This window comes from Pseudomonas retamae (genome assembly GCF_043496865.1).
Taxonomy (GTDB): Bacteria; Pseudomonadota; Gammaproteobacteria; order Pseudomonadales; family Pseudomonadaceae; genus Aquipseudomonas; species Aquipseudomonas retamae.
On sequence record NZ_JBIEIL010000002.1, the window covers coordinates 180,596 to 206,260 of the forward strand.

At 59.7% G+C, this 25,665-nt stretch carries 25 protein-coding genes; 12 read left to right on the forward strand and 13 right to left on the reverse strand.

Going from position 1 to position 25,665, the window contains the following annotated elements:
- Positions 1-13: 13 nt before the first annotated feature.
- On the reverse strand, positions 14-634 hold the full coding sequence (locus ACGSLL_RS03915; protein ID WP_394503371.1) for a cell wall hydrolase: 621 nt from the start codon (positions 632-634) through the stop codon (positions 14-16).
- On the reverse strand, positions 625-837 hold the full coding sequence (locus ACGSLL_RS03920; protein WP_394503373.1) for a hypothetical protein: 213 nt from the start codon (positions 835-837) through the stop codon (positions 625-627). Before ACGSLL_RS03920 ends, ACGSLL_RS03915 begins: the two co-directional genes overlap by 10 nt.
- Here ACGSLL_RS03920 and ACGSLL_RS03925 point away from each other — a divergent pair.
- The 5 genes from ACGSLL_RS03925 to ACGSLL_RS03945 all read left to right on the forward strand — a co-directional run bounded on the left by ACGSLL_RS03925 (position 836) and on the right by ACGSLL_RS03945 (position 7,745).
- A complete protein-coding gene (locus ACGSLL_RS03925; protein WP_394503375.1) occupies positions 836-1,687 on the forward strand; it encodes a CAP domain-containing protein in 852 nt (283 codons plus the stop codon). The genes ACGSLL_RS03920 and ACGSLL_RS03925 overlap by 2 nt on opposite strands.
- A gap of 119 nt (positions 1,688-1,806) precedes the next feature.
- Positions 1,807-2,805: a GTP 3',8-cyclase MoaA gene (gene moaA, locus ACGSLL_RS03930; protein WP_394503377.1), complete on the forward strand. Its 999-nt coding sequence runs from the start codon at positions 1,807-1,809 to the stop codon at positions 2,803-2,805.
- A 394-nt stretch (positions 2,806-3,199) separates the two neighbouring features.
- Positions 3,200-4,543 (forward strand): chromate efflux transporter, encoded by a 1,344-nt coding sequence (gene chrA, locus ACGSLL_RS03935; protein WP_394503379.1) that lies wholly within the window; start codon positions 3,200-3,202, stop codon positions 4,541-4,543.
- Between the two features lie 404 nt (positions 4,544-4,947).
- Positions 4,948-6,312, forward strand: coding sequence for a glutamine synthetase family protein (locus ACGSLL_RS03940; protein WP_394503381.1), 1,365 nt, complete (start codon positions 4,948-4,950; stop codon positions 6,310-6,312).
- Positions 6,313-6,461: 149 nt separating this feature from the next.
- Positions 6,462-7,745, forward strand: a complete 1,284-nt coding sequence (locus ACGSLL_RS03945; protein ID WP_394503383.1) for an NAD(P)/FAD-dependent oxidoreductase — start codon at positions 6,462-6,464, stop codon at positions 7,743-7,745.
- Between the two features lie 103 nt (positions 7,746-7,848).
- Here the strand turns inward: ACGSLL_RS03945 and ACGSLL_RS03950 are convergent, their stop codons facing one another.
- Genes ACGSLL_RS03950 through ACGSLL_RS03960 form a run of 3 tightly spaced genes read right to left on the reverse strand, consistent with a single transcriptional unit; the run spans position 7,849 to position 9,785 of the window.
- A complete protein-coding gene (locus ACGSLL_RS03950) occupies positions 7,849-8,634 on the reverse strand; it encodes a DeoR/GlpR family DNA-binding transcription regulator (protein ID WP_394503385.1) in 786 nt (261 codons plus the stop codon).
- Positions 8,627-8,878, reverse strand: coding sequence for a hypothetical protein (locus tag ACGSLL_RS03955; RefSeq protein ID WP_394503387.1), 252 nt, complete (start codon positions 8,876-8,878; stop codon positions 8,627-8,629). The genes ACGSLL_RS03950 and ACGSLL_RS03955 overlap by 8 nt, the downstream gene beginning before the upstream one ends.
- 13 nt (positions 8,879-8,891) lie before the next feature.
- Positions 8,892-9,785: a LysR family transcriptional regulator gene (locus ACGSLL_RS03960; protein WP_394503389.1), complete on the reverse strand. Its 894-nt coding sequence runs from the start codon at positions 9,783-9,785 to the stop codon at positions 8,892-8,894.
- A gap of 86 nt (positions 9,786-9,871) precedes the next feature.
- Between ACGSLL_RS03960 and ACGSLL_RS03965 the strand changes: the two genes are divergently transcribed.
- Positions 9,872-10,648 (forward strand): NAD(P)H-dependent oxidoreductase, encoded by a 777-nt coding sequence (locus ACGSLL_RS03965; protein ID WP_394503391.1) that lies wholly within the window; start codon positions 9,872-9,874, stop codon positions 10,646-10,648.
- A gap of 214 nt (positions 10,649-10,862) precedes the next feature.
- Here the strand turns inward: ACGSLL_RS03965 and ACGSLL_RS03970 are convergent, their stop codons facing one another.
- The 3 genes from ACGSLL_RS03970 to ACGSLL_RS03980 all read right to left on the reverse strand — a co-directional run bounded on the left by ACGSLL_RS03970 (position 10,863) and on the right by ACGSLL_RS03980 (position 12,855).
- Positions 10,863-11,882, reverse strand: a complete 1,020-nt coding sequence (locus ACGSLL_RS03970; RefSeq protein ID WP_394503394.1) for an AbrB family transcriptional regulator — start codon at positions 11,880-11,882, stop codon at positions 10,863-10,865.
- 145 nt (positions 11,883-12,027) lie between these two features.
- Positions 12,028-12,450, reverse strand: a complete 423-nt coding sequence (locus ACGSLL_RS03975) for an HD domain-containing protein (protein WP_394503396.1) — start codon at positions 12,448-12,450, stop codon at positions 12,028-12,030.
- A 15-nt stretch (positions 12,451-12,465) separates the two neighbouring features.
- The gene (locus ACGSLL_RS03980) at positions 12,466-12,855 is read right to left on the reverse strand and encodes a hypothetical protein (RefSeq protein WP_394503398.1); all 390 of its coding nucleotides are present in this window, start codon (positions 12,853-12,855) and stop codon (positions 12,466-12,468) included.
- Positions 12,856-13,020: 165 nt separating this feature from the next.
- On the opposite strand from ACGSLL_RS03980, the gene ACGSLL_RS03985 reads away from it, so the two are divergent.
- A complete protein-coding gene (locus ACGSLL_RS03985) occupies positions 13,021-13,452 on the forward strand; it encodes a hypothetical protein (protein WP_394503400.1) in 432 nt (143 codons plus the stop codon).
- A 71-nt stretch (positions 13,453-13,523) separates the two neighbouring features.
- On the opposite strand, the gene ACGSLL_RS03990 is transcribed toward ACGSLL_RS03985, so the two are convergent.
- Positions 13,524-13,808, reverse strand: coding sequence for a hypothetical protein (locus ACGSLL_RS03990; protein ID WP_394503402.1), 285 nt, complete (start codon positions 13,806-13,808; stop codon positions 13,524-13,526).
- A 253-nt stretch (positions 13,809-14,061) separates the two neighbouring features.
- Here ACGSLL_RS03990 and ACGSLL_RS03995 point away from each other — a divergent pair, with 253 nt between their 5' ends.
- Positions 14,062-15,876, forward strand: coding sequence for an ATP-dependent nuclease (locus tag ACGSLL_RS03995; protein WP_394503404.1), 1,815 nt, complete (start codon positions 14,062-14,064; stop codon positions 15,874-15,876).
- Positions 15,877-15,944: 68 nt separating this feature from the next.
- Here the strand turns inward: ACGSLL_RS03995 and ACGSLL_RS04000 are convergent, their stop codons facing one another.
- The 4 genes from ACGSLL_RS04000 to ACGSLL_RS04015 all read right to left on the reverse strand — a co-directional run bounded on the left by ACGSLL_RS04000 (position 15,945) and on the right by ACGSLL_RS04015 (position 21,299).
- Positions 15,945-16,493 carry a cupin domain-containing protein gene (locus ACGSLL_RS04000; protein WP_093102357.1) on the reverse strand — a complete coding sequence of 183 codons (549 nt, stop codon included), beginning with the start codon at positions 16,491-16,493 and terminating at the stop codon, positions 15,945-15,947.
- A gap of 421 nt (positions 16,494-16,914) precedes the next feature.
- Positions 16,915-18,198 (reverse strand): NAD(P)/FAD-dependent oxidoreductase, encoded by a 1,284-nt coding sequence (locus ACGSLL_RS04005; protein ID WP_394503407.1) that lies wholly within the window; start codon positions 18,196-18,198, stop codon positions 16,915-16,917.
- A gap of 49 nt (positions 18,199-18,247) precedes the next feature.
- On the reverse strand, positions 18,248-19,738 hold the full coding sequence (locus ACGSLL_RS04010) for an aldehyde dehydrogenase (RefSeq protein ID WP_394503409.1): 1,491 nt from the start codon (positions 19,736-19,738) through the stop codon (positions 18,248-18,250).
- Between the two features lie 184 nt (positions 19,739-19,922).
- Entirely contained in the window at positions 19,923-21,299 is a 1,377-nt protein-coding gene (locus ACGSLL_RS04015; protein ID WP_039763287.1) for a glutamine synthetase family protein, read from the reverse strand.
- A gap of 282 nt (positions 21,300-21,581) precedes the next feature.
- Between ACGSLL_RS04015 and ACGSLL_RS04020 the strand changes: the two genes are divergently transcribed.
- From ACGSLL_RS04020 to ACGSLL_RS04035, 4 genes are all read left to right on the forward strand, one after another.
- Positions 21,582-22,343 (forward strand): gamma-glutamyl-gamma-aminobutyrate hydrolase family protein, encoded by a 762-nt coding sequence (locus tag ACGSLL_RS04020; RefSeq protein ID WP_093102366.1) that lies wholly within the window; start codon positions 21,582-21,584, stop codon positions 22,341-22,343.
- A gap of 368 nt (positions 22,344-22,711) precedes the next feature.
- On the forward strand, positions 22,712-23,854 hold the full coding sequence (locus tag ACGSLL_RS04025) for an ABC transporter ATP-binding protein (protein ID WP_394503411.1): 1,143 nt from the start codon (positions 22,712-22,714) through the stop codon (positions 23,852-23,854).
- Between the two features lie 29 nt (positions 23,855-23,883).
- Positions 23,884-24,765 carry an ABC transporter permease subunit gene (locus ACGSLL_RS04030; RefSeq protein WP_394503803.1) on the forward strand — a complete coding sequence of 294 codons (882 nt, stop codon included), beginning with the start codon at positions 23,884-23,886 and terminating at the stop codon, positions 24,763-24,765.
- Positions 24,762-25,634, forward strand: a complete 873-nt coding sequence (locus tag ACGSLL_RS04035; protein WP_394503413.1) for an ABC transporter permease subunit — start codon at positions 24,762-24,764, stop codon at positions 25,632-25,634. Before ACGSLL_RS04030 ends, ACGSLL_RS04035 begins: the two co-directional genes overlap by 4 nt.
- Positions 25,635-25,665: the final 31 nt, after the last annotated feature.

Consider the following 25,665-nt stretch of genomic DNA (forward strand, 5'->3'; position numbering starts at 1 on the left):
GGTGGCGGTGGGCCTAACGCGCATCCCCGCCCGCCGGCTTATAAAACTGAAACTTGCCGATCTGCGCCGTGCGGCGGTATTCGTTGGCCCAGCCCGGATGCACCCTGCGATCGTGGAAATACATGGCGCCGTGGGTGCGATCCTTGAGCTGGCGGTTCAGCGCCTTGCCGGCGATTTCCTTGGCCAGTGCATATTCGGCGTCTTCCTTGACCTGATCGGGTTTGCCGTCGCACCACCAGGAAAACTGGCAGCTTTTGCTTTCCGAGCCCTGTTTGACCACCGCGCACACCGTATCGGGAAAACCGTCGTGGCCGAGACGGTTCATCACCACGCTGGCCACGGCTTCCATTTCCGGGGTGTCCTTGCCTTTGGCTTCCCAATAGATGCTGCGCGCCAGGCAGGTCAGCGGATCGTCCAGCGGCGCCGCGCCGGCCGGGTCAACCGCTTGTGCCTCGGTCGGGGTGATCGCTTCGGATTTCGGCGCCGGGGCGCTGCTGACCTTGTCCGCCGCTTTCTCCTCCAGCACCTGCGCTTTCTCTTCGGCCTTGACCTCGATCGGGGCCTGCCCGGTGGCCCATGCCGCGCCTGCCCAAAGAGTGAATACCAGACAACCCGCCAAGCGTTTCAATCCCATGTCAGTTCTTCCGGCAGCGCCCGTTTCGGGCGGGATGTTTCGTCGGTGAGACGCCCGGTTTTCGGGGTCTGCGCAGAGTGTAGCCGGACAAGCCGGGAGAAACATCCCGGATAAAAAAACCGCCGAATGCCGAAAAAAGACATTGCACCCACCGGGGGCCTTTCGCGCATCATGGGCGCATTCAGCTCCAGGGAGATTTCCATGCGCTTCATGCCATCCGTTTTGCGTCTTGCCGGGTTATCGCTGGGCATTGTCTTCGCTGCCTCGGCAGTTGCTGCCGATGAGTTGCAATTGATCGAGTCGATCAACAGCTACCGCAGCCAGCCGCAGCGTTGCGGGACGCAGGCCTCAAACGAATTGCCGCCATTGTCCGCCGATCCACGCCTGCGCCTGCCGGCCAGCGGCGCGGTCGATTTGCAGCAAGCCATGGCCAGTGCCCGCTACCCGATGGTCAACGTCCAGGCGATCACCCTCAACGGCCCGCGCGACGCGGCGTCGGCGATGCAAGCCATTCAGGAGAGTTTCTGCCAGGTGGTGCTCGACCCGCAGTTCGTCGATATCGGCGTGAACCGCGTCGATCGCGACTGGCGCATCGTGCTCGCTCGGCCGCTGCTTTCGGCCAAGCTCGGCGACGGGCAAAGCGAAGGGCAGAAACTGCTCGCCCAACTCAACACCGCCCGCAGCCAGCCGCGCCAATGCGGCGGCCAGGCTTTCGCCGCTGCCGCACCGCTGGCGTGGAACGCGACGCTGGGCACGGTGGCCCAGGATCACAGCCGCGACATGGCCAACAACAATTACCTCGACCACAAAGACCGCGATGGCCGTACCCCCGGCGACCGCGCCGAACTCGCCGGTTACAGCGGGCAACTGGTCGGCGAAAACATTGCCGCCGGGCAAGATACGGTCGGCAAAGTCGTCGACGGCTGGCTCGCCAGCCCCGGGCACTGCGCCAACCTGATGAACCCGCAATACAAGGAACTCGGCGCGGCTTACGCGACCGATCCGAAAAGCAATGCCGGCATCTACTGGACGGCGATGTTCGGTGCGCAATGATTCCATCATCGACCGGGTCAATCAGCCGGTCAGCCAGAGTGATTGGACGGCGATGGATGCGGACTTTAACCTGCGCAACTGCGCCATTTGGCCGCACCTGATATCCACGAGGCGAAACCATGACAGAGCGTGAATTGATCGATGGTCACAACCGCCGCGTGGATTATTTGCGCCTGTCGGTCACCGATCGCTGCGACTTCCGCTGCGTCTATTGCATGGCCGAAGACATGCAGTTCCTGCCACGTCAGCAGATCCTCACGCTCGAAGAGTTGTTTCAGGTCGCGCAAAGCTTCGTCGCCCTCGGCACACGCAAGATCCGTCTCACCGGTGGCGAACCGCTGATCCGCCCCGGCGTGGTCAAGCTCTGCGAGCAGATCGCCGCCCTGCCCGGCCTGCGCGAGCTGTGCCTGACCACCAACGGCTCGCAACTGGGCAAACTCGCCGCGCCGCTGTTCGACGCCGGGGTCAAGCGCCTGAACATCAGCCTCGACAGCCTCGACGCGCAGCGCTTCAAGGAACTGACCCGCACCGGTGATCTGGCCCAGGTGATCGAAGGTATCGACGCCGCACGCAAGGCCGGTTTCACCCGCACCAAACTCAATTGCGTGGTGATGCAGGGGCGCAACGATCATGAGATCAACGACCTGGTGAGCTTCGCCATCGAGCGGCAGCTCGACATTTCCTTCATCGAAGAAATGCCGCTGGGCACCATCAGCGAACACAGCCGCGCCGAGTCGTTTTTCTCCAGCGCCCAGGTGCGCGAGAAAATCGCCGAACGCTATACGCTGATCGACTCCGCCGAATCGACCCAAGGCCCGTCGCGCTACTGGCGCCTGGCCGAAGCACCGGAGATTCGCCTGGGCTTCATCTCCCCGCACAGCCACAACTTCTGCGCCACTTGCAACCGCGTACGGCTGACTGTCGAAGGCCGACTGTTGTTGTGTTTGGGTAACGAACATTCGATGGACCTGAAAGCGGTGCTGCGCGCCCATCCGGGGCAACCGCAACGCCTTGAGAAAGCCATCATCGAGGCGATGAAACTGAAACCGTATCGGCACAATTTTGAAGTCAACGATGATGTGCAGGTGGTGCGGTTCATGAACATGACCGGGGGCTGACCCGGCCACCCCCAGCGTGCAATAGGGACCGTTCAATGATCGTCGGGCCGAAACCCGATCAGTTCGGCGCGGGGGTTTTGGGTGGGTCAGACATCGTAGCCCCTCACCCTAGCCCTCTCCCGAGGGAGAGGGAACCGATTGGGGGATGCTTGCGAGCTCTGCCGACGCGATGGTGCTGTAGTGAATCCATAAGCGACACGTTTCGGCACTGGCCCGGGATGCTTGTTCTCATAATCAACACGGTCATTCAGGTCGATGCATACCGCCGGACACCTCGGTCGGCTCCCTCTCCCTTTGGGAGAGGGCTGGGGTGAGGGGCTGCGATCTGACCACCACAGATAAACCAAAACCTGCTTATATACCCGCTCCGCCGAGCCCATCGCAGGAACTGCACTTGAACCCAACCCCCGAAGCCCCGCCGCGCCCCGCCCCCATCACCCTGCAACACGCCTGGCGCTTCTGGCTAAAACTCGGCTGCATCGGCTTCGGCGGGCCGGCCGGGCAGATCGCGATCATGCATCAGGAGCTGGTCGAGCGACGCCGCTGGATTTCCGAAAAGCGTTTCCTCCACGCACTCAATTACTGCATGTTGCTGCCCGGCCCCGAAGCCCAGCAACTGGCGACCTATATCGGCTGGCTGCTGCATCGCTCCTGGGGCGGGGTGATTGCCGGTGTGCTATTTGTGCTGCCGTCACTGTTCATCCTGATTGCACTGTCGTGGGTCTACATCGCCTTCGGCGACCTGCCCGCCGTGGCCGGTGTGTTTTACGGAATCAAACCGGCGGTGACGGCAATCGTCCTGCATGCCGCCCATCGCATCGGCTCGCGTGCGCTGAAAAACACCTGGCTGTGGGCAATCGCCGGGGCGTCGTTCGTGGCGATTTTTGCCTTCGATGCGCCGTTCCCGCTAATCGTGCTCGGCGCGGCGCTGATCGGCTATCTCGGCGGACGTTTCGCCCCGCAGCGTTTCAACGCTGCCAGCCCGCGCAACAGCGGCAAATCCTTCGGCCCGGCGCTGATCGATGACGACACGCCGACACCGGAACACACACGCTTCAGCGTGGCGAAGCTGTGGAAACTGGCGCTGATCGGCGCGGCGCTGTGGTGCCTGCCGATGGCACTGCTGACGACATGGTTCGGCTGGGACGGCACCTTCACGCAGATGGGCTGGTTCTTCACCAAAGCCGCACTGCTGACTTTTGGCGGCGCGTACGCAGTGCTGCCGTACGTTTATCAGGGCGCGGTCGGCCATTACGGCTGGCTGACGCCGACGCAGATGATCGACGGCCTCGCCCTCGGTGAAACCACGCCCGGGCCGCTGATCATGGTGGTGGCGTTTGTCGGCTTCGTCGGCGCTTACGTGCAACCGACGTTCGGCCCCGAGCATGCTTTTGCCGCCGGCGCCCTGGCGGCGACATTGGTGACCTGGTTCACCTTCCTGCCCTCGTTCCTGTTCATCCTCGCCGGCGGGCCGCTGGTGGAATCGACGCACAACGAACTGAAATTCACCGCACCGCTGACCGCCATCACCGCCGCCGTGGTCGGAGTGATCGTCAATCTGGCGTGCTTCTTCGCCTACCACGTGTTCTGGCCGAACGGTTTTGCTGGAGCCGTCGATGTGTTTTCGATCGTTCTGGCGATTGCGGCGGGCGTGGCGCTGTTCGTGTTCAAGCGTGGGGTGATCAGCGTGCTGATCGTTTGCGCCCTCGCCGGGCTGGGCTTTCACCTGATGCGCTGAAGCACAGCCCGATAATCTCCCGTTTACATGCCCGCGGATTCCCCCTTACTATCCGGGCACACCGGTCGGCGGGTCAGCCCGCCACCGACGTTTTCCGCCAACGGAAACACGCGTTATGAGTACGTCACCTCAACAACCACAAGCGTTGTACGTCTCACCCTCGCGCGCCCTCGTCAGGAGCGGCGTATGAATCGTATCGTCAATCTGCCCATGGCCCTGCGCCGCTCCAAGCTGCGTCACTCCGCACGCCCGCCGGATATCGCCCTGCCCGTCTGATCGCGCTGGTTAAAAAACCGCGACAGCCTTCTGTTCCCTGATATCTCTGCCAGGACACCCACGCCTTTTGCCGCGTCGTGTCCGGCCCGATTCTGCGCGCCTGTGCGGCGCCCCCGTGAGTGATTGCCATGAAATTCGCAGCCCTTGAAGACGCACGTCTGTTCCTTGCGCAAAACCCCGATATCGACATGATCGAGCTGTTCATCCTCGACGCCAACGGCGTGCCGCGCGGCAAGTTGTTGCACCGCGAAGAACTGCTCGCCGTGTACGAAAGCGGCCGGCCATTGCCGAGCACCATCCTCGGCCTGACCGTACAGGGGGAAGACGTGGAAAACTCCGGTCTGGTCTGGGACGTCGGCGACATCGACTGCCGCGCCTATCCGCTGGAAGGCAGCCTGGTACGCCTGCCGTGGCGGCAGATTCCAACCGCTGCGGTGCAAGTGAGCATGCACCCGACTGAGGGCCTGCCGGCGAGCATCGCCGACCCGCGACACTTGCTGATCAAGGTCATCGACGCGCTCAAAGCCGAGGGTTTCCACCCGATCATGGCCTGCGAGCTGGAGTTCTATCTGCTCGACGCCAAACGCGATCACAACGGCCGACCGCAACCGGCGCTGGATGCCGACGGTGGTCGACCGCGACACACTCAGGTCTACGGCCTGCGCGAGCTGGAGCAGATCGAACCGTTCCTCGCCGACCTCTACAGCGCCTGCAAACTGCACGGCATTCCGGCGCGCACGGCGATCTCCGAATACGCGCCGGGCCAAGTGGAAATCACCCTCGAACACGGCGATGCACTGGCGGCGATGGATCAGGCCGTACGCTACAAACGTCTGGTCAAAGCGGTGGCGCACAAGCACGGTATGCAGGCGACGTTCATGGCCAAGCCGTTCGACGATCTGGCCGGCACCGGCATGCACATGCATGTCAGCCTCGCCGACGGTGCCGGGCATAATTTGTTCGCTTCAGAGGATCCGGCCGGCACGCCGCTGCTGCGCACCGCGATTGGCGGCATGCTCGCTTCGTTGCTCGATACGCTGCTGCTGTTCTGCCCGAACGCCAATTCCTATCGACGTTTCCAGGCCAACAGCTATGCGCCGCTGGCGCCGACCTGGGGCGTCGACAACCGCACCGTCAGCCTGCGGGTGCCCGGCGGCCCGGCGCACACCCGGCACATCGAACACCGCATCTGCGGCGCCGACGCCAACCCGTATCTGGCGGCGGCGGCGATCCTTGCCGGGATTCATCGCGGCATTCGTGAAGACCTCGATCCGGGTGCGCCGGTCGAGGGCAATGGCTATGCGCAGGCCAAGGAGTTATTGCCGACCGACTGGCTGACCTCGTTGCAGGCGCTGGAAAATTCAGTGTGGGCGCGGGATGCCCTGGGGCAGGAGTTCTTGGGTGTGTATCTGGCGGTAAAACGGGCCGAGTACCGGCAGTTCATGGCCGAGGTGGGTGAGCAGGATTGGCGTTGGTACCTGACCGAGGCCTGAAGCCCCACCACTCAACCCTGTGGGAGCTGGCTTGCCAGCGAAGGGGCCGGCACATCTGGCATAAGCGTTGACTGACACTCCGCTATCGCTGGCAAGCCAGCTCCCACAGGGGATTGCACTCCGACTCCTTAATTTGTGTGGACCCAGACATGACTCAACGCTGCAATTCCTACTACACCGCCACCCTAAATCGCGACACCGATTACCCGACCTTGCAAGGCCGACATTCAGTGGACGTGGTGATCATCGGCGGCGGTTTCACCGGCGTCGCCACCGCGGTCGAACTCGCGGAAAAAGGCCTGAAAGTCGCCATCGTCGAAAGCCACAAGATCGGCTGGGGCGCCACCGGGCGCAACGGCGGACAAGTCACTGGCAGCCTGTCCGGCGATGGCGCGATGCGCAAACAGATGCGCGCAAAACTCGGCGATGACGTCGATGATTTCATCTGGCACCTGCGCTGGCGCGGCCACGAAATCATCCAACAGCGCGTCGAAAAATATGCCATTGAGTGCGACCTCAAACACGGCCATTTGCACGCAGCGTACAAGCCCAGCCACATGACCGGCCTGCGCAGTGACTACGAAGAAGCCGTGCGGCGCGGACTGGGTGATGAGGTCAGCCTGCTCGACCGCCCTCAGGTCCGCGATCTGCTGCAAAGCGAGCTTTATCACGGCGCAATCAAGAACACCCGCAACATGCACCTGCACCCGCTCAACCTGTGCATCGGCGAAGCGCGGGCGGCGGAAAGTCTCGGTGCGTTGATCTTCGAAAACAGCGAAGTGCTGGAGATCATTCACGGTGACAAGCCGGGCGTGCGCACCGCTCACGGGCAGATCGACGCCAATCAGGTGATGCTCGCTGGCGACGTTTACCACAAGCTCGAACCGGGCCAACTCAAGGGCAAGATTTTCCCGGCCATGGGCGGCATCGTCACCACCGCACCGCTGGGCGAACTGGCGCGGCAGATCAACCCGCAAGACCTCGCCGTGTATGACTGCCGTTTTGTCCTCGATTACTACCGCCTGACGGCTGACGGTCGCTTGCTGTTCGGCGGCGGCGCCAACTACAGCGGTAAGGATTCACGCGACATCGCCGCCGAACTGCGCCCGTGCATCGAGCAGACATTCCCGGCGCTGAAGGGCGTGCAGATCGACTATCAGTGGAGCTGCGCGATGGGCATCGTCATCAACCGCATTCCGCAACTGGGCAAGCTTTCGGACAACGTCTGGTATTGCCAGGGCTACTCCGGCCACGGCATAGCCACCACGCACATCATGGGCGAGATCATGAGCCGGGCGATCACCGGGCAGCTGGAACAGTTCGACACCTTCGCCGCCTGCCAGCACATCCGCGTGCCGATGGGCGATTTGCTCGGCAACCCGTTGCTGGCGGCGGGGATGTGGTATTACCAGATGCTTGAAAAGTTGCGCTGACCGCACTGACCCTATCGCGAGCAGGCTCGCTCCCACAGGATTGATGAACGACACACAACCACTGTGGGAGCGAGCCTGCTCGCGAAGAGGCCCTAAAATCCAATCAATCTGGAAGCTGCTCGACCACAATCCCCAACCGCCGATAATCCTCGACACTCCCCGACGCCACATGCCGCTCGGTGATCAACATGTGCAACCGCGTACACGGCGCCACCACAAACGGTTCCACCGCGCCAAGCTTGTCCGCCGAGGTCACCGCAATCACCCGCGCCGCGCCATCGAGCATCGCTTGCTTGACCGGTACCTCATCGAAATGCAACGAGGTGATCCCCACCTCCGGGTGAATCGCACACACACCGGTTATCGCCAGATCGGCCTTGATCCCGCCCAACAGACGCAGCGCCTCATGCCCACCCGCCGCCATCGTCCGGGGGTTCAACTGCCCACCGGCGAGAATCACTTTCACGCCGCTGTATTCGGACAAGGCGATCGCCGTCATCGGTGAAGCGGTGACCGCCGTGATGCTGATATCGCTGCGCATCGAGCGCGCCACCTGCAACGTGGTTGAGCCGGAATCGAACAGCACGATCTGCCCGTTCTCGATCTGCTGCGCCGCCAGTTGCGCCAGGCGAACTTTGATCTCATCGGTTTCATCGAGTCGGGTGAAGTAATCCTTGCCCGAGTCCTTCGGCCGCGGCAATGCCCCGCCGTGCACGCGCTGCACCAGCCCGGCGTTGTCCAGTTCGGCGAGATCGCGGCGGATGGTGTCTTCGGACACGGCAAAGTGCTGGCTCAGCTCGGACGCCATGACTTTACCGTCGCGTTCAAGCAGCAAGAGGATTTTCTGCCGGCGCAGCGAGGGCAATTCGGCGATGGAGTGGTCATGCATGGTTGTGCCTGTTTGTGCTTGTAGTTGCAGGTTTGTTGAAGGCTAGCGAATGCTTCGGGCAAATACAAACGCAGCGGCCATCAATTGTTTCGATCATTGGAATCAACAAGGCGAATTTTTTCTTTGCCGTGCGCCTGTTCACAATGGGCTCACTCTCAAAACGGCTCAGGATGAACACCCCATGAATCTCAACTTCGCCTTCGCGTGCATGATCGTCGTGTCGTTTGCGGTTGCGCTGGTCCACGCCTGATCAGATCTCAGACGGACGCCAGCAGATGCTCGCGCAGCCACTTGTGCGCCGGATCGCGGTGCGAGCGTTCGCCCCAGAACATCGCCATCTCATAACCCGGCACTGCCAGCGGCGCGTCGACTACCTGCAAGGCCGGATTGCCGCGCACCAACCGTGACGGCAACATCGCCACCAGATCGGTGCTGACCAACACCGACATCGCCATCAGAAAATGCGGCACCGACAACACCACGTTGCGCCTCAGGCCGACATCGGCCAACGCCCGGTCGGTCACCCCGAAAAAGCCCCCACCCTCCCTCGACACCAATACGTGTTCCAGCGCGCAGAACCGTTCACGCGTGGGTGCTGTTTGCAAGTGCGGATGGCCGATGCGCCCGGCGAGCACATAGCGTTCCTGAAACAGCGGTCGCCGATGCAGCTCCGGCGGCGCGTCCTCGCTGATGTGCAGCGCCAGATCGAACACGCCCTGCTCAGCCTCTTTGACCAATTGCTGCGGGTGCAGATCGATCACCGCCAGCCGCGTGCCCGGCGCCTGTTCGCGCAAGCCGCTCAGCGCTGGCAGCACCACGGTCGATTCGCCGTAATCGGTCGCGGCGATTTTCCAGCTGTGCGTCGCCTGCGCCGGGTCGAAGGCACTGGCCGGCGCTACCGCCCGCTCCAACGCCTCCAGCGCTTCACGTAATGGCTCGCGCAACTCGTCGGCCCGCGCCGTTGGGCGCATGCCTCGCGGGCCGGGCAGTAACAACGGATCACCGAAAATGTCGCGCAACTTGGCCAGATGCACGCTCACCGACGGCTGCGACAGATTCAGCCGCTGCGCCGCGCGGGTGACGTTGTGCTCGGCCAGCAGCACATCCAGGGTCAGCAACAGATTGATATCCAGCCGTCTCAAATTATTCATAGCTATACCAGACATATCAGACATTCATTTCCAATATACCGGGCAAGCGCCGATCCTGCAGCCATCAACCAACGGAGCTTCTCGCCATGAATGTATTACTGGTTTACGCCCACCCCGAATCGACGTCCCTCAACGGTTCGCTCAAGGACTTCACCGTCCAGCGCCTGCAAGCCGCCGGCCACAGCGTGCAAGTCTCCGACCTCTACGCGATGAACTGGAAACCCACCCTCGACGCCGACGACGCACCGCAGCGCGACCCGTCGCAACCGTTCCACGCGTCTCTCGATTCAAAACGCGCCTACGCCGACGGCACCCAGGCCGCCGACATCGCCCGCGAACAGGAAAAGCTGCAATGGGCCGATGCGCTGATCTTGCAATTCCCGCTGTGGTGGTTCACCATGCCAGCGATCCTCAAAGGCTGGGTTGACCGTGTCTATGCCTACGGCTTTGCCTACAGCGTTGGCGAACATTCCGACAGCCGCTGGGGCGAGCGTTACGGCGAAGGCAAAATGAAAGGCAAACGCGCGATGCTGATGGTCACCACCGGCGGCTGGGAATCGCACTACAGCCCACGAGGGATCAACGGGCCGATGGATGATCTGCTGTTTCCGATCCAGCACGGGATCTTGTACTACCCCGGCTTTGAAGTGGTGCCACCGTTTGTGGTGTATCGCACCAGCCGGATGGATGAAACGAGGTATGCCGAGACCTCTGATGAACTGGGGACACGGCTGGATGAGTTGTGGAGTGCCAGGCCGATCGGGTTTCGGCAGCAGAATGCGGGGGAGTATGAGATTCCGGCGTTGACGTTGAAGGAAGATGTTGCTCCGGATAGCGAAGGCTTCGCCGCACATATCCGCTAACGCCGCATTGCCCTCACCCCAGCCCTCTCCCGGAGGGAGAGGGAGCCGACCGCGTAGGAAGTTCGAGCGACGGCGACCTGATATCTCGAGCCGAACTCAAATATCGAACAGCACCGAGATCGGCTCCCTTCCCCCTCGCCCCCTTGGGGGAGAGGGCTGGGGTGAGGGGGATGGATTTAACTGACACGCCGCAACAGATTGGCATCAGCTCGAGTCAGGCTTCCTCCCTCACCCGCCGCACCTGCACCCACAACGCCGGCGCAAAATGCAGCAACACCATCCGGCTCAAATGATGCGTCAGGATAAACACCACGTTCAGCCCGCCACCAAACGCGACAATCGCAATCGTCTCGATCGCGCCCGGCATGTAAGCGAGCCATAACGACAGCGGATCGTTGCCCAGCCACCGCGCCGCGACTTCGGCGAACACCGCAGCGACCATGATCATCAAGCCAACCGAGACCAGCGCTGTGCGCCCATGTCGGGCCAGTTCGGCGAAGCCGAGGCCCTGAAACCTTGAGCCGATGCGCACGCCAAGAATCAGCGCGGCCAGGTTCAGGCTCCAGTCCGGCATGTGAAAACCTTGCAGCCATCCTGATTTCACAAACACCGCCGTGATGATGATCGCCGTGAGCATGAACGGCGCCGGCACGCCGATCATCAACAGCAAGCGGCCGAGCAGTACGCTCAGCGCGATGACAGCACACGCGGTCAGCGCCATGCCTGTTGTCAACGGATCACCATCGGCAACCGCGATGGCGGCCTGGCCGGGAATCAGCAGACTCACCAATACGGTGATCAGCAGCAAGCGCATCAGGTGGACGATGATCACCTTGCTCGAGGCCTTTTCCGACTCCAGCAGATCGAACACCGCCGCGAGTGCGCCGGGATAAACCGCCAGCAGCGCATCGGTGCGATTCCAGCCGGCGCCGCGCGTCAGCCACCATCCGGCCAGTGCGATCTGCACCGTGAGGCAGATCAGTAATACACCGAGGCTGGGCAACAGGGCCGAGGCCGTCGCGCTGTCCCAGGCTTCGAACATCAGCCCGGTGGCGATCCCCAACGTGACCTGGATGTAGCCCAGTCCATAAGGCGTCGCCGGGGCGATGCCGGTTTTACTGGCGAACACTGCGGTGACGATAATCGAGCCCAGCAGCAAGCCATGGGGCACGCCTTCGAACTGCAACAACGCGCCGAAACCGGCCGCAATCAACAAGCAAATAACTGATTTCATAGTCGCCTTCCTGGCTATCAACTGACGCACCTCCGATCCATTGTGGGAGCGAGCCTGCTCGCGAAAGCGGTGTGCCAGTCACTGATGAATAACCGGTCTGACGCCTTCGCGAGCAGCCTCGCTCCCACAGGGGATATCGAATCCTTCACATACGCAACCGCGCAATCGCCCGCCGATACTTCTCGATCCGCTCCAAATCCTCCCAACCCGGTGAGGCGATCCGCGAGATATCGCTGTTCTCCTCCAGATCCGCCAGTTTCACCGCCCGGCCGATCGGGTTCTGCACGGCGCGGTCGACGAAATCCTCGTAGGACTCGCCAGGCACTTTGGTCACGGATTCGATAGCGCTTAATACGTCTTCGCTGAAGCCTTCCTTGCGCAAATCATCCAGGCTGACGCCGCAGTCCTCGACCACATCGTGCAGCACGGCGACGATGCGTTCTTCCAGCGTGGTCATGCGCAACATGACTTTCAGTGGATGCAGAATGTACGGCGCGCCGCCCTTGTCGACTTGCCCGGCGTGGGCCGTGGCGGCGATGGCGATAGCGCGTTCGAGGGTTTGCGTCATAAGAATCTCCGAAGGTCAGATGCCGTAGCGGCCGCCGACGTGGATATTGCGTTTGAGCCAGAGGCCGAGGGCTTTCCAGCGCCCGACCGGCTGCGCGGATGCTGCGTGACGCTGAAGAATCAATGCCACCAGCGTCGCTTGATCGGCGTGCGGGTTGGCGTCGATCAACTCGGCCACCCAGGCGCAATCGGCTTTGCTCAAGTGGTCGCGCCAGTCGCCGCACCACGCGTCGAGTTCATCCAGCGCAAGAAACCGTGCCCCGCCATGCTCCATGTGCCCGCCGCCCATCGACTGCTCGAAGCAGAACGGCGTCTCGGGTTTTGCGGGGTCGATATGGAAAAGATAGATATCGTGAAACGGTTGCTGCGAAGCGGGGGCGATGTTGCGGCGGCCGATTTCAATCATGGCGACGGTCCAATCCTTGGGCGCTGAATGTTTCTGATTGTTGCGCAGTGTACGCGAAGATCACCCGTCGCGAACCCGATGGAACCCTGCACGCCTTCGCCACCTCGAAAGCAGACAAGCGCCCAATCACCGATCAGACGCGGCGCCATTGGAGAGGAACTGCCGATGAAAACCCGATTGCTGTTGCTGATCGCCACATTTGCCATCATCCCCACCTGCGTCATGGCCGAGGGCTGCGACGTGCAGACCCGCTCTTCGAGCGCCGCAGTGCCCGCCGTGGAAACCCATAGCTGCTATGAATACGAAGGCGTGCCGGTGGATTCGATCAACTGGTCATGCAGCAACGAGAGCAAAGACACGCTGAATGCGACCAAGAAAAAAGTCCAACGCTGCGAGGACCACTACCAGGCCACCTGCACCGCCCGCCTCACCCAGGAATCCCTGGCCAACCCGCACTCCACCAGCAAAGACAAAAGCGCCCAACCGCTCAATCTGCCGGACAACGCGCAAATCACCACCTATTACTACGGCGGTGAGCATCTGGAGCAGGCGAAGATCGACTGTGAAAACAGCGGGGGCAACTGGAAGGCGAAGTAGCGTTCAGTCATCCAGGATTTGCCCATAAAAAAGCCCGGCTATATGCCGGGCTTGCTGCATTCGATACATGCTTAACCTTCGCCGGCACCGCTGCTGGTGCCGCTGTCGTTCGATTGTTTCGAACCACTGGGCTTGCCGCCCGAGGGCGTCGAGCCATCGTTATTGGTGGTATTGCCCTGCGTGCCTTTTGGCACCGTGGCACCGTTGGAATGAATGTCTTCCGGCGCGCTCGGGTTGGTCTGGCTATTGCCGTCGTTGGCGGTCGGCGCCGGGGTATCGTTGGCGGCCGTTGCGTAGAGGGAGGTGGCGGATAACAGAGTGGCGAGGGTCAGTGCTGCGAATCTGGATTTAAACATGTCGGCTATTCCTTTGCGGAGTTGTTCATGCATTCGAAGCAGCAATGCTGCGAAAATGCGGTTCGGCTGACGGGTGGTCGTGGATTAGCCTAAATTTTTCATCCGGGGCAAATATCCGCTATTGAAAACCTATACCTGCGCTAACAATCCAGATGGACGGTCAATAATTCTCTAAACCGCCGCATTGATAGATCACCCGAAATCTGCGATAAGCGATAGTGGCACTTCGCCAAAAAAACATGGAAAGTTTCTAATGAAAATAAGAAAGTTAACGATTAAAAATTTTCGCGGTATAGGTTTGGCCGAGATAGATATCGAAGACTTTACAACATTTATCGGCCCCAACAATATCGGAAAGTCTACAATCTTACATGCTTTGAACATTCTCCTTGACAATAAAAAACCGACAGTTGACGATTGGCCAAACAAAAAACCATCCACAGACATAATGGAAATTATATGTGAATTTCGAGATCTTGAGGAATGGGAAAAGAAAAAACCAGCCATTTCGAAATTATTGGATAAAGACAATCTCATCATAAAAATGTCCGCAAGCTGGAATGAAACGCTGGAATCTCTATCGTCGGAATATAGCGTCTACTGCACCATAGAGAGTCTGCCGTGGACAAATTTCACGGAAGCAAAAAGGATTAGTGAAGCTAAAGCATGCTTAGATATATTACAAATTACAACAGCAGCAGAGTTTGGAGCGAAAACTCTGGAATTCGAAGCGATGTTTAAAGATAAGCATCCAGAGTTAGTCAATACAATTACAGACTGGCACCTGAAAAAATTTCCAAACTCTTTACAACAAGCAGTACCACATGTCATGTACGTACCAGCGTGCTTCAAAATTGAAGACGACATGAAATCTACCGCAAACACTCCTTTCTCTTTTTTATTTTCCAATAAGCTCTTTCCAATCGTGAAGGATGATCCGACCTACAAAGAATACATAAAAAAAGCTGACTTCCTACAAAAAAAATTAAAAGGCCAAGCTGAAGACGGGGTTATTATCGATGGACTTAGCCAAGCACTGGAACAAGTTAGCGCGACATTAAACCAGGTTTTAGATTTCGATTCAAAAGTTAGGCTAGCGATCGGGGAAATTGATATAGAGCCGCTTTTCATGAAGGCAGCGACATTTCTCATTGATGAAGAGTTTGAATCGAGCTTGCAGTATCAAGGTAGTGGAGTTCAAAGAGCTCTTGCTTTCGCAATGTTAGAAAGCAATGCGGGGCACGCCTCGGTTGTCGAGGGCGGTGAGCGCTCTGTGGTCGTTTTGTATGAAGAGCCAGAGCTTTACATTCACCCTCATTTAATGAGAAGACTTAAGTCAGCGTTAGTCAGCAAAACTGATTCGCCTAAATGGCAAGTCATCTGTTCTACGCATTCGCCTTTCCTTATTTCGCTTGCTGACAAACCCGAATCTTTGAAACTTGTCAGAAAAAACCAAGAAAACCAAAGAATCATTCACCAACTCGCAGCTAATATATTCGAAATTGGAACAGAATATGATGAGCGTTCCTTACTGCGCGCCACGTTAGATTTTCACCCCACTGTATGCGAAAGCCTGTTCGCTAAAAGAGTAATTCTAGTAGAGGGTGATACCGAAGTCGCGGTGTTTTCAATGGCAAGCGAACTCATTGAAAAATTTGATCTAAACTCAAGTTTCGCAAAGGACATTACCGTAATTTCAGCCGGTGGAAAATGGACGATTCCTGCCATCGGAAAAGTTTTGAATACTTTAGGTATTAGCTACCGTGTACTTCACGATGAAGACAGGCATGGCTTGACTGATGCAGAACTTGAGGAGAAATCGGCAATCCATCCGTATAAAGCAAACGCAAAAATTGCAAGCATAGCAAAGTCAGAGAACACACTTGTGATATCCGACACCTTTGAACATGTTTTGTGGGATTCATCCGCTCAAGAGATTGCAAGCTCTAAAGACAAACCATACAACTCTTGGAAAAGAGTGCGCGATTATTTAGACGGAAAAATATCATTGACCGAAGCGAGCGAAAAAAGACTTAAGGAAATCATTCAATTTGGATTTTGCAACTAACTTCTATTGTTTCTAACCGACTGGGCTTGCATCGCCGGATGCAAGCCCAGCCAACTCAAGAATTATCCTCAAAAATTCGCCGGCGTATTCGCACTAATAATCTCAGCCTCATCCGCACCAATATTGCGAAACTTGTGCGGCAACGTCGTCGGAAAGTAATACCCATCCCCCGCACTCAACACACTCACCTGCCCATCCACCGTCAATTCCACGGTGCCACGCGTCACCAGCCCGCACTCCTCGCCTTCAGCGTGCACGATCGGCTCGTCGCCGGAGCTGGCGCCGGGGGCGTATTGTTCGCGCAGCAGGCGCATCTGGCGGCTGGGGACGGAGGCGCCGATCAGCAGCAGGCGCAGGCCGTGGCGGCCGAGGTCGGGTTGTTCGTTGGCGCGGAACACGTATTGGTGTTCGCGCGGCGGCTGGTCGAAGGTGAAGAAGTCGGCCAGGGACATCGGTATGCCTTCGAGCAGCTTTTTCAGCGAGCTGACGGAAGGACTGACACGATTCTGTTCGATCAGCGAGATGGTGGCATTGGTCACGCCGCTACGCCGGGCCAGCTCGCGCTGGGAGAGTTTGTAGCTTTCGCGTACTAGTTTGAGTCGAGAACCCGTATCCATGACAGCCTTATGTGAGAACGACTTAAGGGCGATGGGGGTGGGTGGCGGGTGACGCGCAAGTCGCGCGGATCACGTTGCTCCCGTGTCCCGGAACCGTGAAAGGCGGCTATTAAATCACGTTTGCTGGTGTTGCTCAGCAGGTTCGATGGATGGTTGGGCAAAAGTCGTTTTTGCCTTGGCAATCCGGTCACTGTGGGAGCGAGCCTGCTCGCGAAAGCGGAGTGTCTGGCGACATCGATGTCGCCTGATAATGCTTCTTCGCGAGCAGGCTCGCTCCCACAGTTGGATCTCTTTTGTGTCAGTTAGCTTGGTAGCCGCTGTCAGGCCGCTATCGCTGGCAAGCCAGCTCCCACAGGGGACATCAGTGCTTTTGCGTAAGTGAAAAACCGGCGGGGTTTGGGGCCGCCGCCGGGGAGGTAACTTAGACGCCGAAGCGGTCGCGCAGCGAGTAGTAGACGGCGCCCAGGGCGGTCAGCGGTGCGGAGAAGGTGCGGCCGCCGAGCATCGGCATGTGTGGCAGCGAGGCGAAGGCGTCGAAGCGTTCGGCGTCGCCGCGGATCATTTCCGAGATCAGTTTGCCGGCCAGGTGCGAGCAAGTGACGCCGTGGCCGCTGTAGCCTTGCATGTAGTAGGCGTTTTTCTCGATGCGGCCGAATTGCGGCATGCGCGACATGGTCAGCAGGAAGTTGCCGGTCCAGCGGTAATCGATTTTCACGTCCTTGAGCTGCGGGAAGGTCTTGAGGATCTTCGGGCGGATCAGTTGTTCGATGTCGTCCGGTTCGCGTGCGCCGTAGACCACGCCGCCGCCGTAAAGCAGACGGTTGTCGGCAGTGAGGCGGTAGTAATCAAGCAGATAATTGCAGTCTTCGACGCAGTAGTTGTGGGTGATCAGGCTGCGCGCCTGCTGCTCGGTCAACGGCTCGGTGACGACGATCTGCGAGCCGCACGGCATGCTTTTCGCGGTCACGCGGTTGTCGAGGCCTTGCGGCAGATAGGCGTTGCCGGCAATCAGCAGGTACTTGGCGCGGACCTGGCCTTTGGCGGTGCGCACGATGTTTGGCTCGCCGTACTTGATTTCCACCGCGGCGGACTGCTCGTAGATCTTGCCGCCCAAACGCACGATCGCCGCCGCTTCTCCGAGCGCCAGGTTCAGCGGGTGAATGTGCCCGCCCTGCATGTCCAGCAGTCCGCCGACATAGGCGTCGGAGCCGACTTCGCGACGAATGTCAGCGGCGTCGAGCATCTTCAGATGGCGGTTGCCGTAACGCTCCCAACTGCGCTTTTGCTCCGCCAGGCCGCTGAGCTGCTTTTTGTTCAGCGCCGCAAAAATACCGCCCGGGCGGTAATCGCATTGGATGTCGTATTCCTTGATGCGCGAACGGATGATATCCGCGCCTTCGAAGATCATGCTGCCGAGGATTTCCGCAGTCTTGTCACCGTAGCGCGCTTCGATCACATCGACGTCGCGGCTGTAGGAGTTGACCAATTGCCCGCCGTTGCGACCGCTGGCGCCGTAGCCGACTTTCGCCGCTTCGAGCACGGTCACTTTGTAGCCCGCTTCAGTCAGGAACAGTGCCGAGGACAAGCCGGTATAACCGGCGCCGATGATGCAGACGTCGCACTCGACCGACTCTTCGAGGGTCGGGAAGTCGATGACTTCGTTGCGGGTGGCGGCGTAGTAGCTGTTGACGTGTTGCTGTTTCATAAATTTCTCCGATGGCCGCCAGACGCTGGCGACCGCCGCTGTAAAAGAATTAGAGCTTGATCCAGGTTGCTTTCAGCTCGGTGTACTTGTCGAACGCGTGCAGCGATTTGTCGCGACCGTTGCCCGATTGCTTGAAGCCACCAAACGGTGCAGTCATGTCGCCGCCGTCGTACTGGTTGACCCAGACGCTGCCGGCACGCAGGCCACGGGCGAAGGTGTGCGCCTTGCTGAGGTTGCTGGTCCAGACGCCGGCGGCGAGGCCGAAGATGCTGTCGTTGGCGATCTGCAGCGCTTCTTCGGCGCTGTCGAAAGTGATCAGCGACAGCACCGGGCCAAAGATCTCTTCCTGGGCGATGGTCATCGCGTTGGTCACGCCGTCGAAGATCGCCGGTTGCACATAGAGGCCGCCGGTTTCTTCGAGGGTGCGCTGGCCGCCGGCGATCAGCTCGGCGCCCTGCTCGCGACCGATGCTGATGTAGCGCAGCACGTTGTCGAGTTGACGCTGATCGACCACGGCGCCAACGGTGGTCGCCGGATCGAGGGCATGCCCCGGTTTCCACGCTTGCAACGCTTCCACCAACAGCGGGATGAACTGCTCGCGGATCGAACGCTCGACCAGCAGGCGCGAACCGGCCGTGCAGACTTCGCCCTGGTTGAAGGCGATGGCGCTGGCCGCCGCCTCTGCTGCCGCGCGCAAGTCCGGTGCGTCGGCGAACACCACGTTCGGGCTCTTGCCGCCGGCTTCGAGCCAGACGCGTTTCATGTTGCTTTGCCCGGCGTAAATCATCAGTTGCTTGGCGATCGCCGTGGAGCCGGTGAAGGCCAGCACGTCGACATCCATGTGCAGCGCCAGCGCCTTGCCGACGGTGTGGCCAAAGCCCGGCAAAACGTTGAACACGCCTTTCGGGATGCCGGCATCCAGCGCCAACTGGGCGATGCGGATCGCCGTCAGTGGGGATTTTTCCGACGGTTTGAGAATGAACGAGTTACCCGCCGCCAGTGCCGGGGCGAATTTCCAGCTGGCCATGATCAGCGGGAAATTCCACGGCACGATGGCCGCGACCACACCGGATGGCTCGCGGGTGACCAGGCCGAGCTGGTCGTGCGGGGTGGCGGCGACTTCGTCGTAGATCTTGTCAATCGCCTCGGCGCTCCAGCGGATCGCGTTGGCGGCCGCCGGGATGTCAATGCTCATCGAATCGCTGATCGGTTTGCCCATGTCGAGGGTTTCCAGCAGCGCCAGTTCTTCCTGGTGTTGCAGGATCAGATCGGCGAAGCGGATCAGGATGCGTTTGCGCTCGGCCGGGGCTTTTTTCGCCCACACCCCGGAATTGAAAGACTGGCGCGCGACCTCGACGGCGAGGTTGGCGTCGGCTTCATCGGTGCTGGCGACCGCGGCGAGAAAACGCCCGTCGACCGGGCTCAGGCATTCGAAGGTTTCGCCGCTGATCGCCGGGCGGTATTCACCGTTGATGAAGGCGCGGGCTTCGAGGGTCAGGGACTGGAAGCGTTGTTCCCAGTCGTTGCGGGTTTTGGTCATTGTTTTGGCTCGACGAGGGGGGATTGGATGACGAGCGAATACCCGTCAATCAGAATCTGATAACCCGATCCCCTGTGGGAGCGAGCCTGCTCGCGAAAGCGTCGTGTCAGCCAACATTACTTTGAATGACACACCGCATTCGCGAGCAGGCTCGCTCCCACAATGGTTCGGTGCTGGTCTGCAGTCAGACCGTATGCAGATACCAGTTGTACTCAAGATCAGAAATCGAGTTCTCGAACTCGGCCAGTTCGCTTTCCTTGCACGCGACAAACACGTCGATGTACATCGGGTCGATGTAACGGGCCATGACTTCACTGTCGTCCAGCTCGCGCAGTGCGTCACGCAAGTTGTTCGGCAGGCTCTGTTCGTTCTGCTCGTAGCTGTTGCCTTCAACCGGAGCGCCCGGTTCGATCTGGTTGGTCAGGCCGTGGTGAATACCGGCCAGCACCGAGGCCATCAGCAGGTACGGGTTGGCATCGGCGCCGGCGACGCGGTGCTCGATGCGCACGGCGTCGGCTGAACCGGTCGGCACGCGTACGGCGACGGTGCGGTTGTCGATGCCCCAGCTCGGCGAGTTCGGCACATAGAACTGTGCGCCGAAGCGGCGGTACGAATTGACGTTCGGGCAAAGGAAAGCCATTTGCGCCGGCAGGGTCTCGAGCACACCGCCGATCGCGTGACGCAGTGCGGCGTTCTGCTCGGGATCCTCGCTGGCGAAGATGTTGTTACCTTCTTTATCCAGAATCGAAATGTGTACATGCAGACCGTTGCCCGCCTGGCCCGGATACGGCTTGGCCATGAAGGTGGTGTCCATCTCATGGTCGTAGGCGATGTTCTTCACCAGACGCTTGAGCAGCACCGCGTAATCGCAGGCCTTGATCGGGTCGGAGACGTGATGCAGGTTGACTTCGAACTGCGCCGGGGCGCTTTCCTTGACGATGGCGTCAGCCGGGATGCCCTGCTCTTTCGCACCTTCAAGAATGTCTTGCAGGCAATCGACGTATTCGTCGAGGTCGTCGATCAGGTAGACCTGTGTCGACACCGGACGCTTGCCGGAGACCGGCGAACGTGGCGACTGCGGACGGCCGTTCACGTTGTCCTGGTCGATCAGATAGAACTCCAGCTCAAACGCCGCGCAAATGGTCAGGCCCATGTCGTCGAACTTGCGCACGACATTGGCCAGCACTTCACGCGGGTCGGCGAAGAACGGCTGGCCTTCGATCTCGTGCATGGTCATCAGCAGTTGTGCGGTCGGGCGCTTTTGCCACGGCTCGATGCTCAAGGTACCGGGAATCGGGTAGCAGATGCGGTCAGCGTCGCCGATGTCCAGACCCAGACCGGTGCTTTCCACCGTGGAGCCGTTGATGTCCAGCGCGAAAAGCGAGGCCGGCAGGTTGATGCCTTTTTCGTACACCTTATGAAGACTGGTGCGTTCGATGCGCTTACCGCGCACCACACCGTTCATATCCGCAATCAGAAGGTCGACGTACAAAACCTCAGGATATTTCTTAAGGAATGCGTTGGCTTCGTTGAGTTGAACGGTACGCAGAGGGACCGACATGATGCACCTATTTAGCTGTTAATTATTATGTTCACTACCCTGTCACGCAGCCAGTCAATCCGAAAGGCAAAGTGAAGTCAATAGCGAACACAGCGCCCTGTAGCCTTTATTTTTCGGGCTTTTTTTAACACTCTCGCGGCAAAGCAGGCGCCAGAGCAGCGCAAACGTTCCCGATTGGATGAACGGCGTTTAGAATTTTTTACATGGCAGTTGTTAATTAAAATCAACGACGCTAAGCTCCGGAAAAGCTCGTTCAAGTGTCAGACTTCGAGGTGAATAAAAATGGCATTCAAGCCATTGATCGGCGTTACTGCGTGCGTCAAACAGATTGGCCTGCACCCCTATCACATCAGCGGCGACAAATACGTTCGCGCTGTCAGCGTTGGCGCTGAAGGGTTGCCGGTGGTCATTCCTTCCCTTGGCAGCCTGACGGAAATCGACGACCTGCTCGGTCAGCTCGACGGTCTGCTGCTGACCGGCTCGCCCTCGAACGTGGAACCCTTCCACTATCAAGGCCCGGCCAGCGCCCCCGGTACGGATCACGATCCGGCGCGGGACGCCACCACCCTTCCTCTATTACGTGCAGCCATCGCCGCGGGCGTTCCGGTGCTGGGCATTTGCCGTGGCTTTCAGGAAATGAACGTGGCGTTCGGCGGCAGCCTGCATCAGAAGGTGCATGAACTGCCGGGCATGCTCGATCACCGCGAAGCCGATAGCCCGGATGTGGCCGTGCAATACGCACCGGCCCACGCGGTGACTGTGCTTGCGGGTGGCGTGTTTGAAGCGCTGGAGCTGCCGGGTGAGTTTCAGGTCAACTCGATTCACAGCCAGGGCATCGACCGCCTCGCGCCCGGCCTGCGCGCCGAAGCCGTGGCGCCGGATGGCTTGATCGAGGCGATCTCGGTCGAGCACAGCCCGACCTTCGCCCTCGGCGTGCAATGGCACCCGGAATGGCAAGTGCTGGACAACCCGAACTACCTGAAGATTTTCCAGGCGTTCGGCGCGGCCTGCCGACAACGGGCGGCGCGACGCAACCAGCGCTGACAATCCTCAGGTACACATAACGATTTACTGCCCCCATGGCGGTCGGGAGCGCTTGCGCGCATTCGGCAGCCGTGTACAGCAACACCCGTGATAACAACAAGTACGACCCAGGCAGCCAGGACGGCGGCGCCGAACAAGCCGGATCAGTCCGGGCAATGCCGGTCAGGTCAACGCATGCCCCCTGTGGGAGCGAGCCTGCTCGCGAAAGCGGTGTTTCAGCAAACAATGGTGTCGATTGACACGCCGCATTCGCGAGCAGGCTCGCTCCCACAGGTTCTGCGCCAGCTGACAGACATCCCGGGCAGCTCCGCAATCCACTTAAGCCCGGCCACATTGGCCAGGCAAACGAAACCTGTTGGGAGTTTCACATGGCAAACGCCTCCAGCACTTACAGGAAGGCACTTGAAGGTCATCAGCAACCGAAAAAGGTGCTGGTGAAAGTCGATCGTGTCACCAAGAAGTTCGATGAAACCGTGGCCGTGGACGATGTGTCCCTGGAGATCCATCAGGGCGAAATCTTCGCGCTGCTGGGGGGCTCGGGTTCGGGCAAATCGACCCTGTTGCGCATGCTCGCCGGTTTCGAACGCCCGACCGAGGGGCGGATTCTGCTCGATGGCGTGGACATCACCGACATGCCGCCGTACGAGCGGCCGATCAACATGATGTTCCAGTCCTACGCGCTGTTCCCCCACATGACCGTCGCGCAGAACATCGCCTTCGGCCTCAAGCAGGACCGTTTGCCCGCCAGCGAAATCGATGCCCGCGCCGAAGAAATGCTGCGCCTTGTACACATGACCCAATACGCCAAGCGCCGCCCGCACCAGTTGTCCGGCGGCCAGCGCCAGCGCGTCGCCCTCGCCCGCTCGCTGGCCAAACGGCCGAAGCTGCTGTTGCTTGACGAGCCGATGGGTGCGCTGGACAAAAAACTGCGTTCACAAATGCAGCTGGAACTGGTCGAGATCATCGAGCGCGTCGGCGTGACCTGCGTCATGGTCACCCACGATCAGGAAGAAGCCATGACCATGGCCCAGCGCATCGCGATCATGCACCTGGGCTGGATCGCGCAAATCGGCAGCCCGGTTGATATCTATGAAGCGCCGGTCAGCCGCATGGTCTGCGAATTCATCGGCAACGTGAACGCCTTCGACGGCACCGTGGTGGAGGACCTCGAAGGCCACGCGATCATTCACAGCCCGGATCTGCAGCAGAAGATCTACGTCGGTCACGGCGTCAGCACATCGGTGCAGGACAAGTCGATCACCTACGCGATTCGCCCGGAAAAAATGCTCGTCAGCAGCACTCAACCAGAGGGCCGCTACAACTGGTCTGAAGGCAAGGTGCATGACATCGCCTACCTCGGCGGCCACTCGGTGTTCTACGTCGAATTGCCCGGCGGCAAGATCGTCCAGTCGTTCATGGCCAACGCCGAACGCCGGGGCGCGCGGCCGACCTGGGACGACAAGGTCTACGTCTGGTGGGAAGACGACAGCGGCGTGGTACTGCGCTCATGAGAACCTTCAATCAGCAATTCCTGCGCCTGGTGCCCAGCGGGCGAAAACTGGTGATCGGCATTCCGTTCATCTGGCTATTCCTGTTCTTCATGCTGCCGTTCTTTCTGGTGATGAAGATCAGCTTCTCGGAAGCGGCGCTGGCGATCCCGCCGTACTCGGAGATCTACACCTACGCCGAACAGAAATTCCAGCTGCTGTTGAACATCGGCAACTACACCCTGCTCGGCGAAGACGATCTGTACCTGTCGGCCTACCTCGGTTCGCTGAAGGTCGCCGCTTTGAGCACCGTGATGTGTCTGCTGATCGGTTTCCCGATGGCTTATGCGATCACCAAAACCGGCAAGGAAACGCAGAACGTCCTGCTGCTGTTGATCATGATGCCGACCTGGACGGCGATTCTGATACGCGTATACGCGTGGATGGGCATTCTCAGCAACAACGGTTTGCTCAACGCGTTTCTGATGTGGACCGGGCTGACCGATCACCCGATCGAGATCCTCAACACCAACACCGCGGTGTATATCGGTGTGGTGTACGCGTATCTGCCGTTCATGGTGCTGCCGCTGTACGCCAACCTGGTCAAGCACGACAACAGCCTGCTGGAAGCTGCGCAGGATCTGGGTTCGAGCAACTTCAACAACTTCTGGAAAATTACCGTGCCGCTGGCCAAGAACGGAATCATTGCCGGCTGCATGCTGGTGTTCATTCCGGTGGTCGGCGAGTTCGTGATTCCGGAACTGCTGGGTGGCCCGGAGACCCTGATGATCGGGCGCGTGCTGTGGCAAGAGTTCTTCAATAACCGCGACTGGCCGGTGGCGTCTGCGCTGGCGGTGGTGATGCTGTTGATCCTGATTGTGCCGATTCTGCTGTTCAACCGCAGCCAGGCCAAAGAGATGGAGGCACGGGGATGAAACGCTTCAATTTTTCGAAGTTCATGCTGATCTTCGGCCTGATGTTCATTTATCTGCCGATGCTGATTCTGGTGATCTACTCGTTCAACGCCTCGAAACTGGTGACGGTGTGGGGTGGCTGGTCGGTGAAATGGTACGTCGGCCTGCTCGACAACACGCAACTGATGGGCTCGGTGCTGCGCTCGCTGGAAATCGCCTGCTACACCGCGATCGCTGCGGTCGCGCTGGGCACCCTCGCCGCCTTCGTTCTGACACGAGTCACGCGCTTCAAGGGCCGCACGCTGTTTGGCGGTCTGGTCACCGCGCCGTTGGTAATGCCGGAAGTGATCACCGGTCTGTCGCTGTTGCTGCTGTTCGTGGCGATGGCGCAACTGATCGGCTGGCCGCAGGAGCGTGGCATCGTCACGATCTGGATCGCCCACACCACGTTTTGTGCAGCCTATGTGGCGGTGGTAGTCTCCGCGCGCCTTCGCGAGCTGGACCTGTCGATCGAAGAGGCGGCGATGGATTTGGGCGCGAAGCCGTTCAAGGTGTTTTTCCTGATCACCATCCCGATGATTGCACCGTCGCTGGCGGCGGGCGGGATGATGTCGTTTGCCTTGTCGCTGGATGACCTGGTGTTGGCGAGCTTCGTCTCCGGGCCTGGCTCTACAACCCTGCCGATGGAAGTGTTTTCGGCGGTGCGTCTGGGCGTGAAACCCGAGATCAACGCCGTGGCCAGCCTGATTCTGCTGGCGGTGTCGCTGGTGACGTTCCTGGTCTGGTACTTCGGTCGCAAGGCAGAAGCCAACCGCAAAAAAGCGATTCAGGAAGCGATGGATCAGACGGCCAGCGAAGCATGGCAGCCGCAACGTGCGGCAACTGCCTGATCCCGCATCACTCGCGAGTTTGCGCAAATGT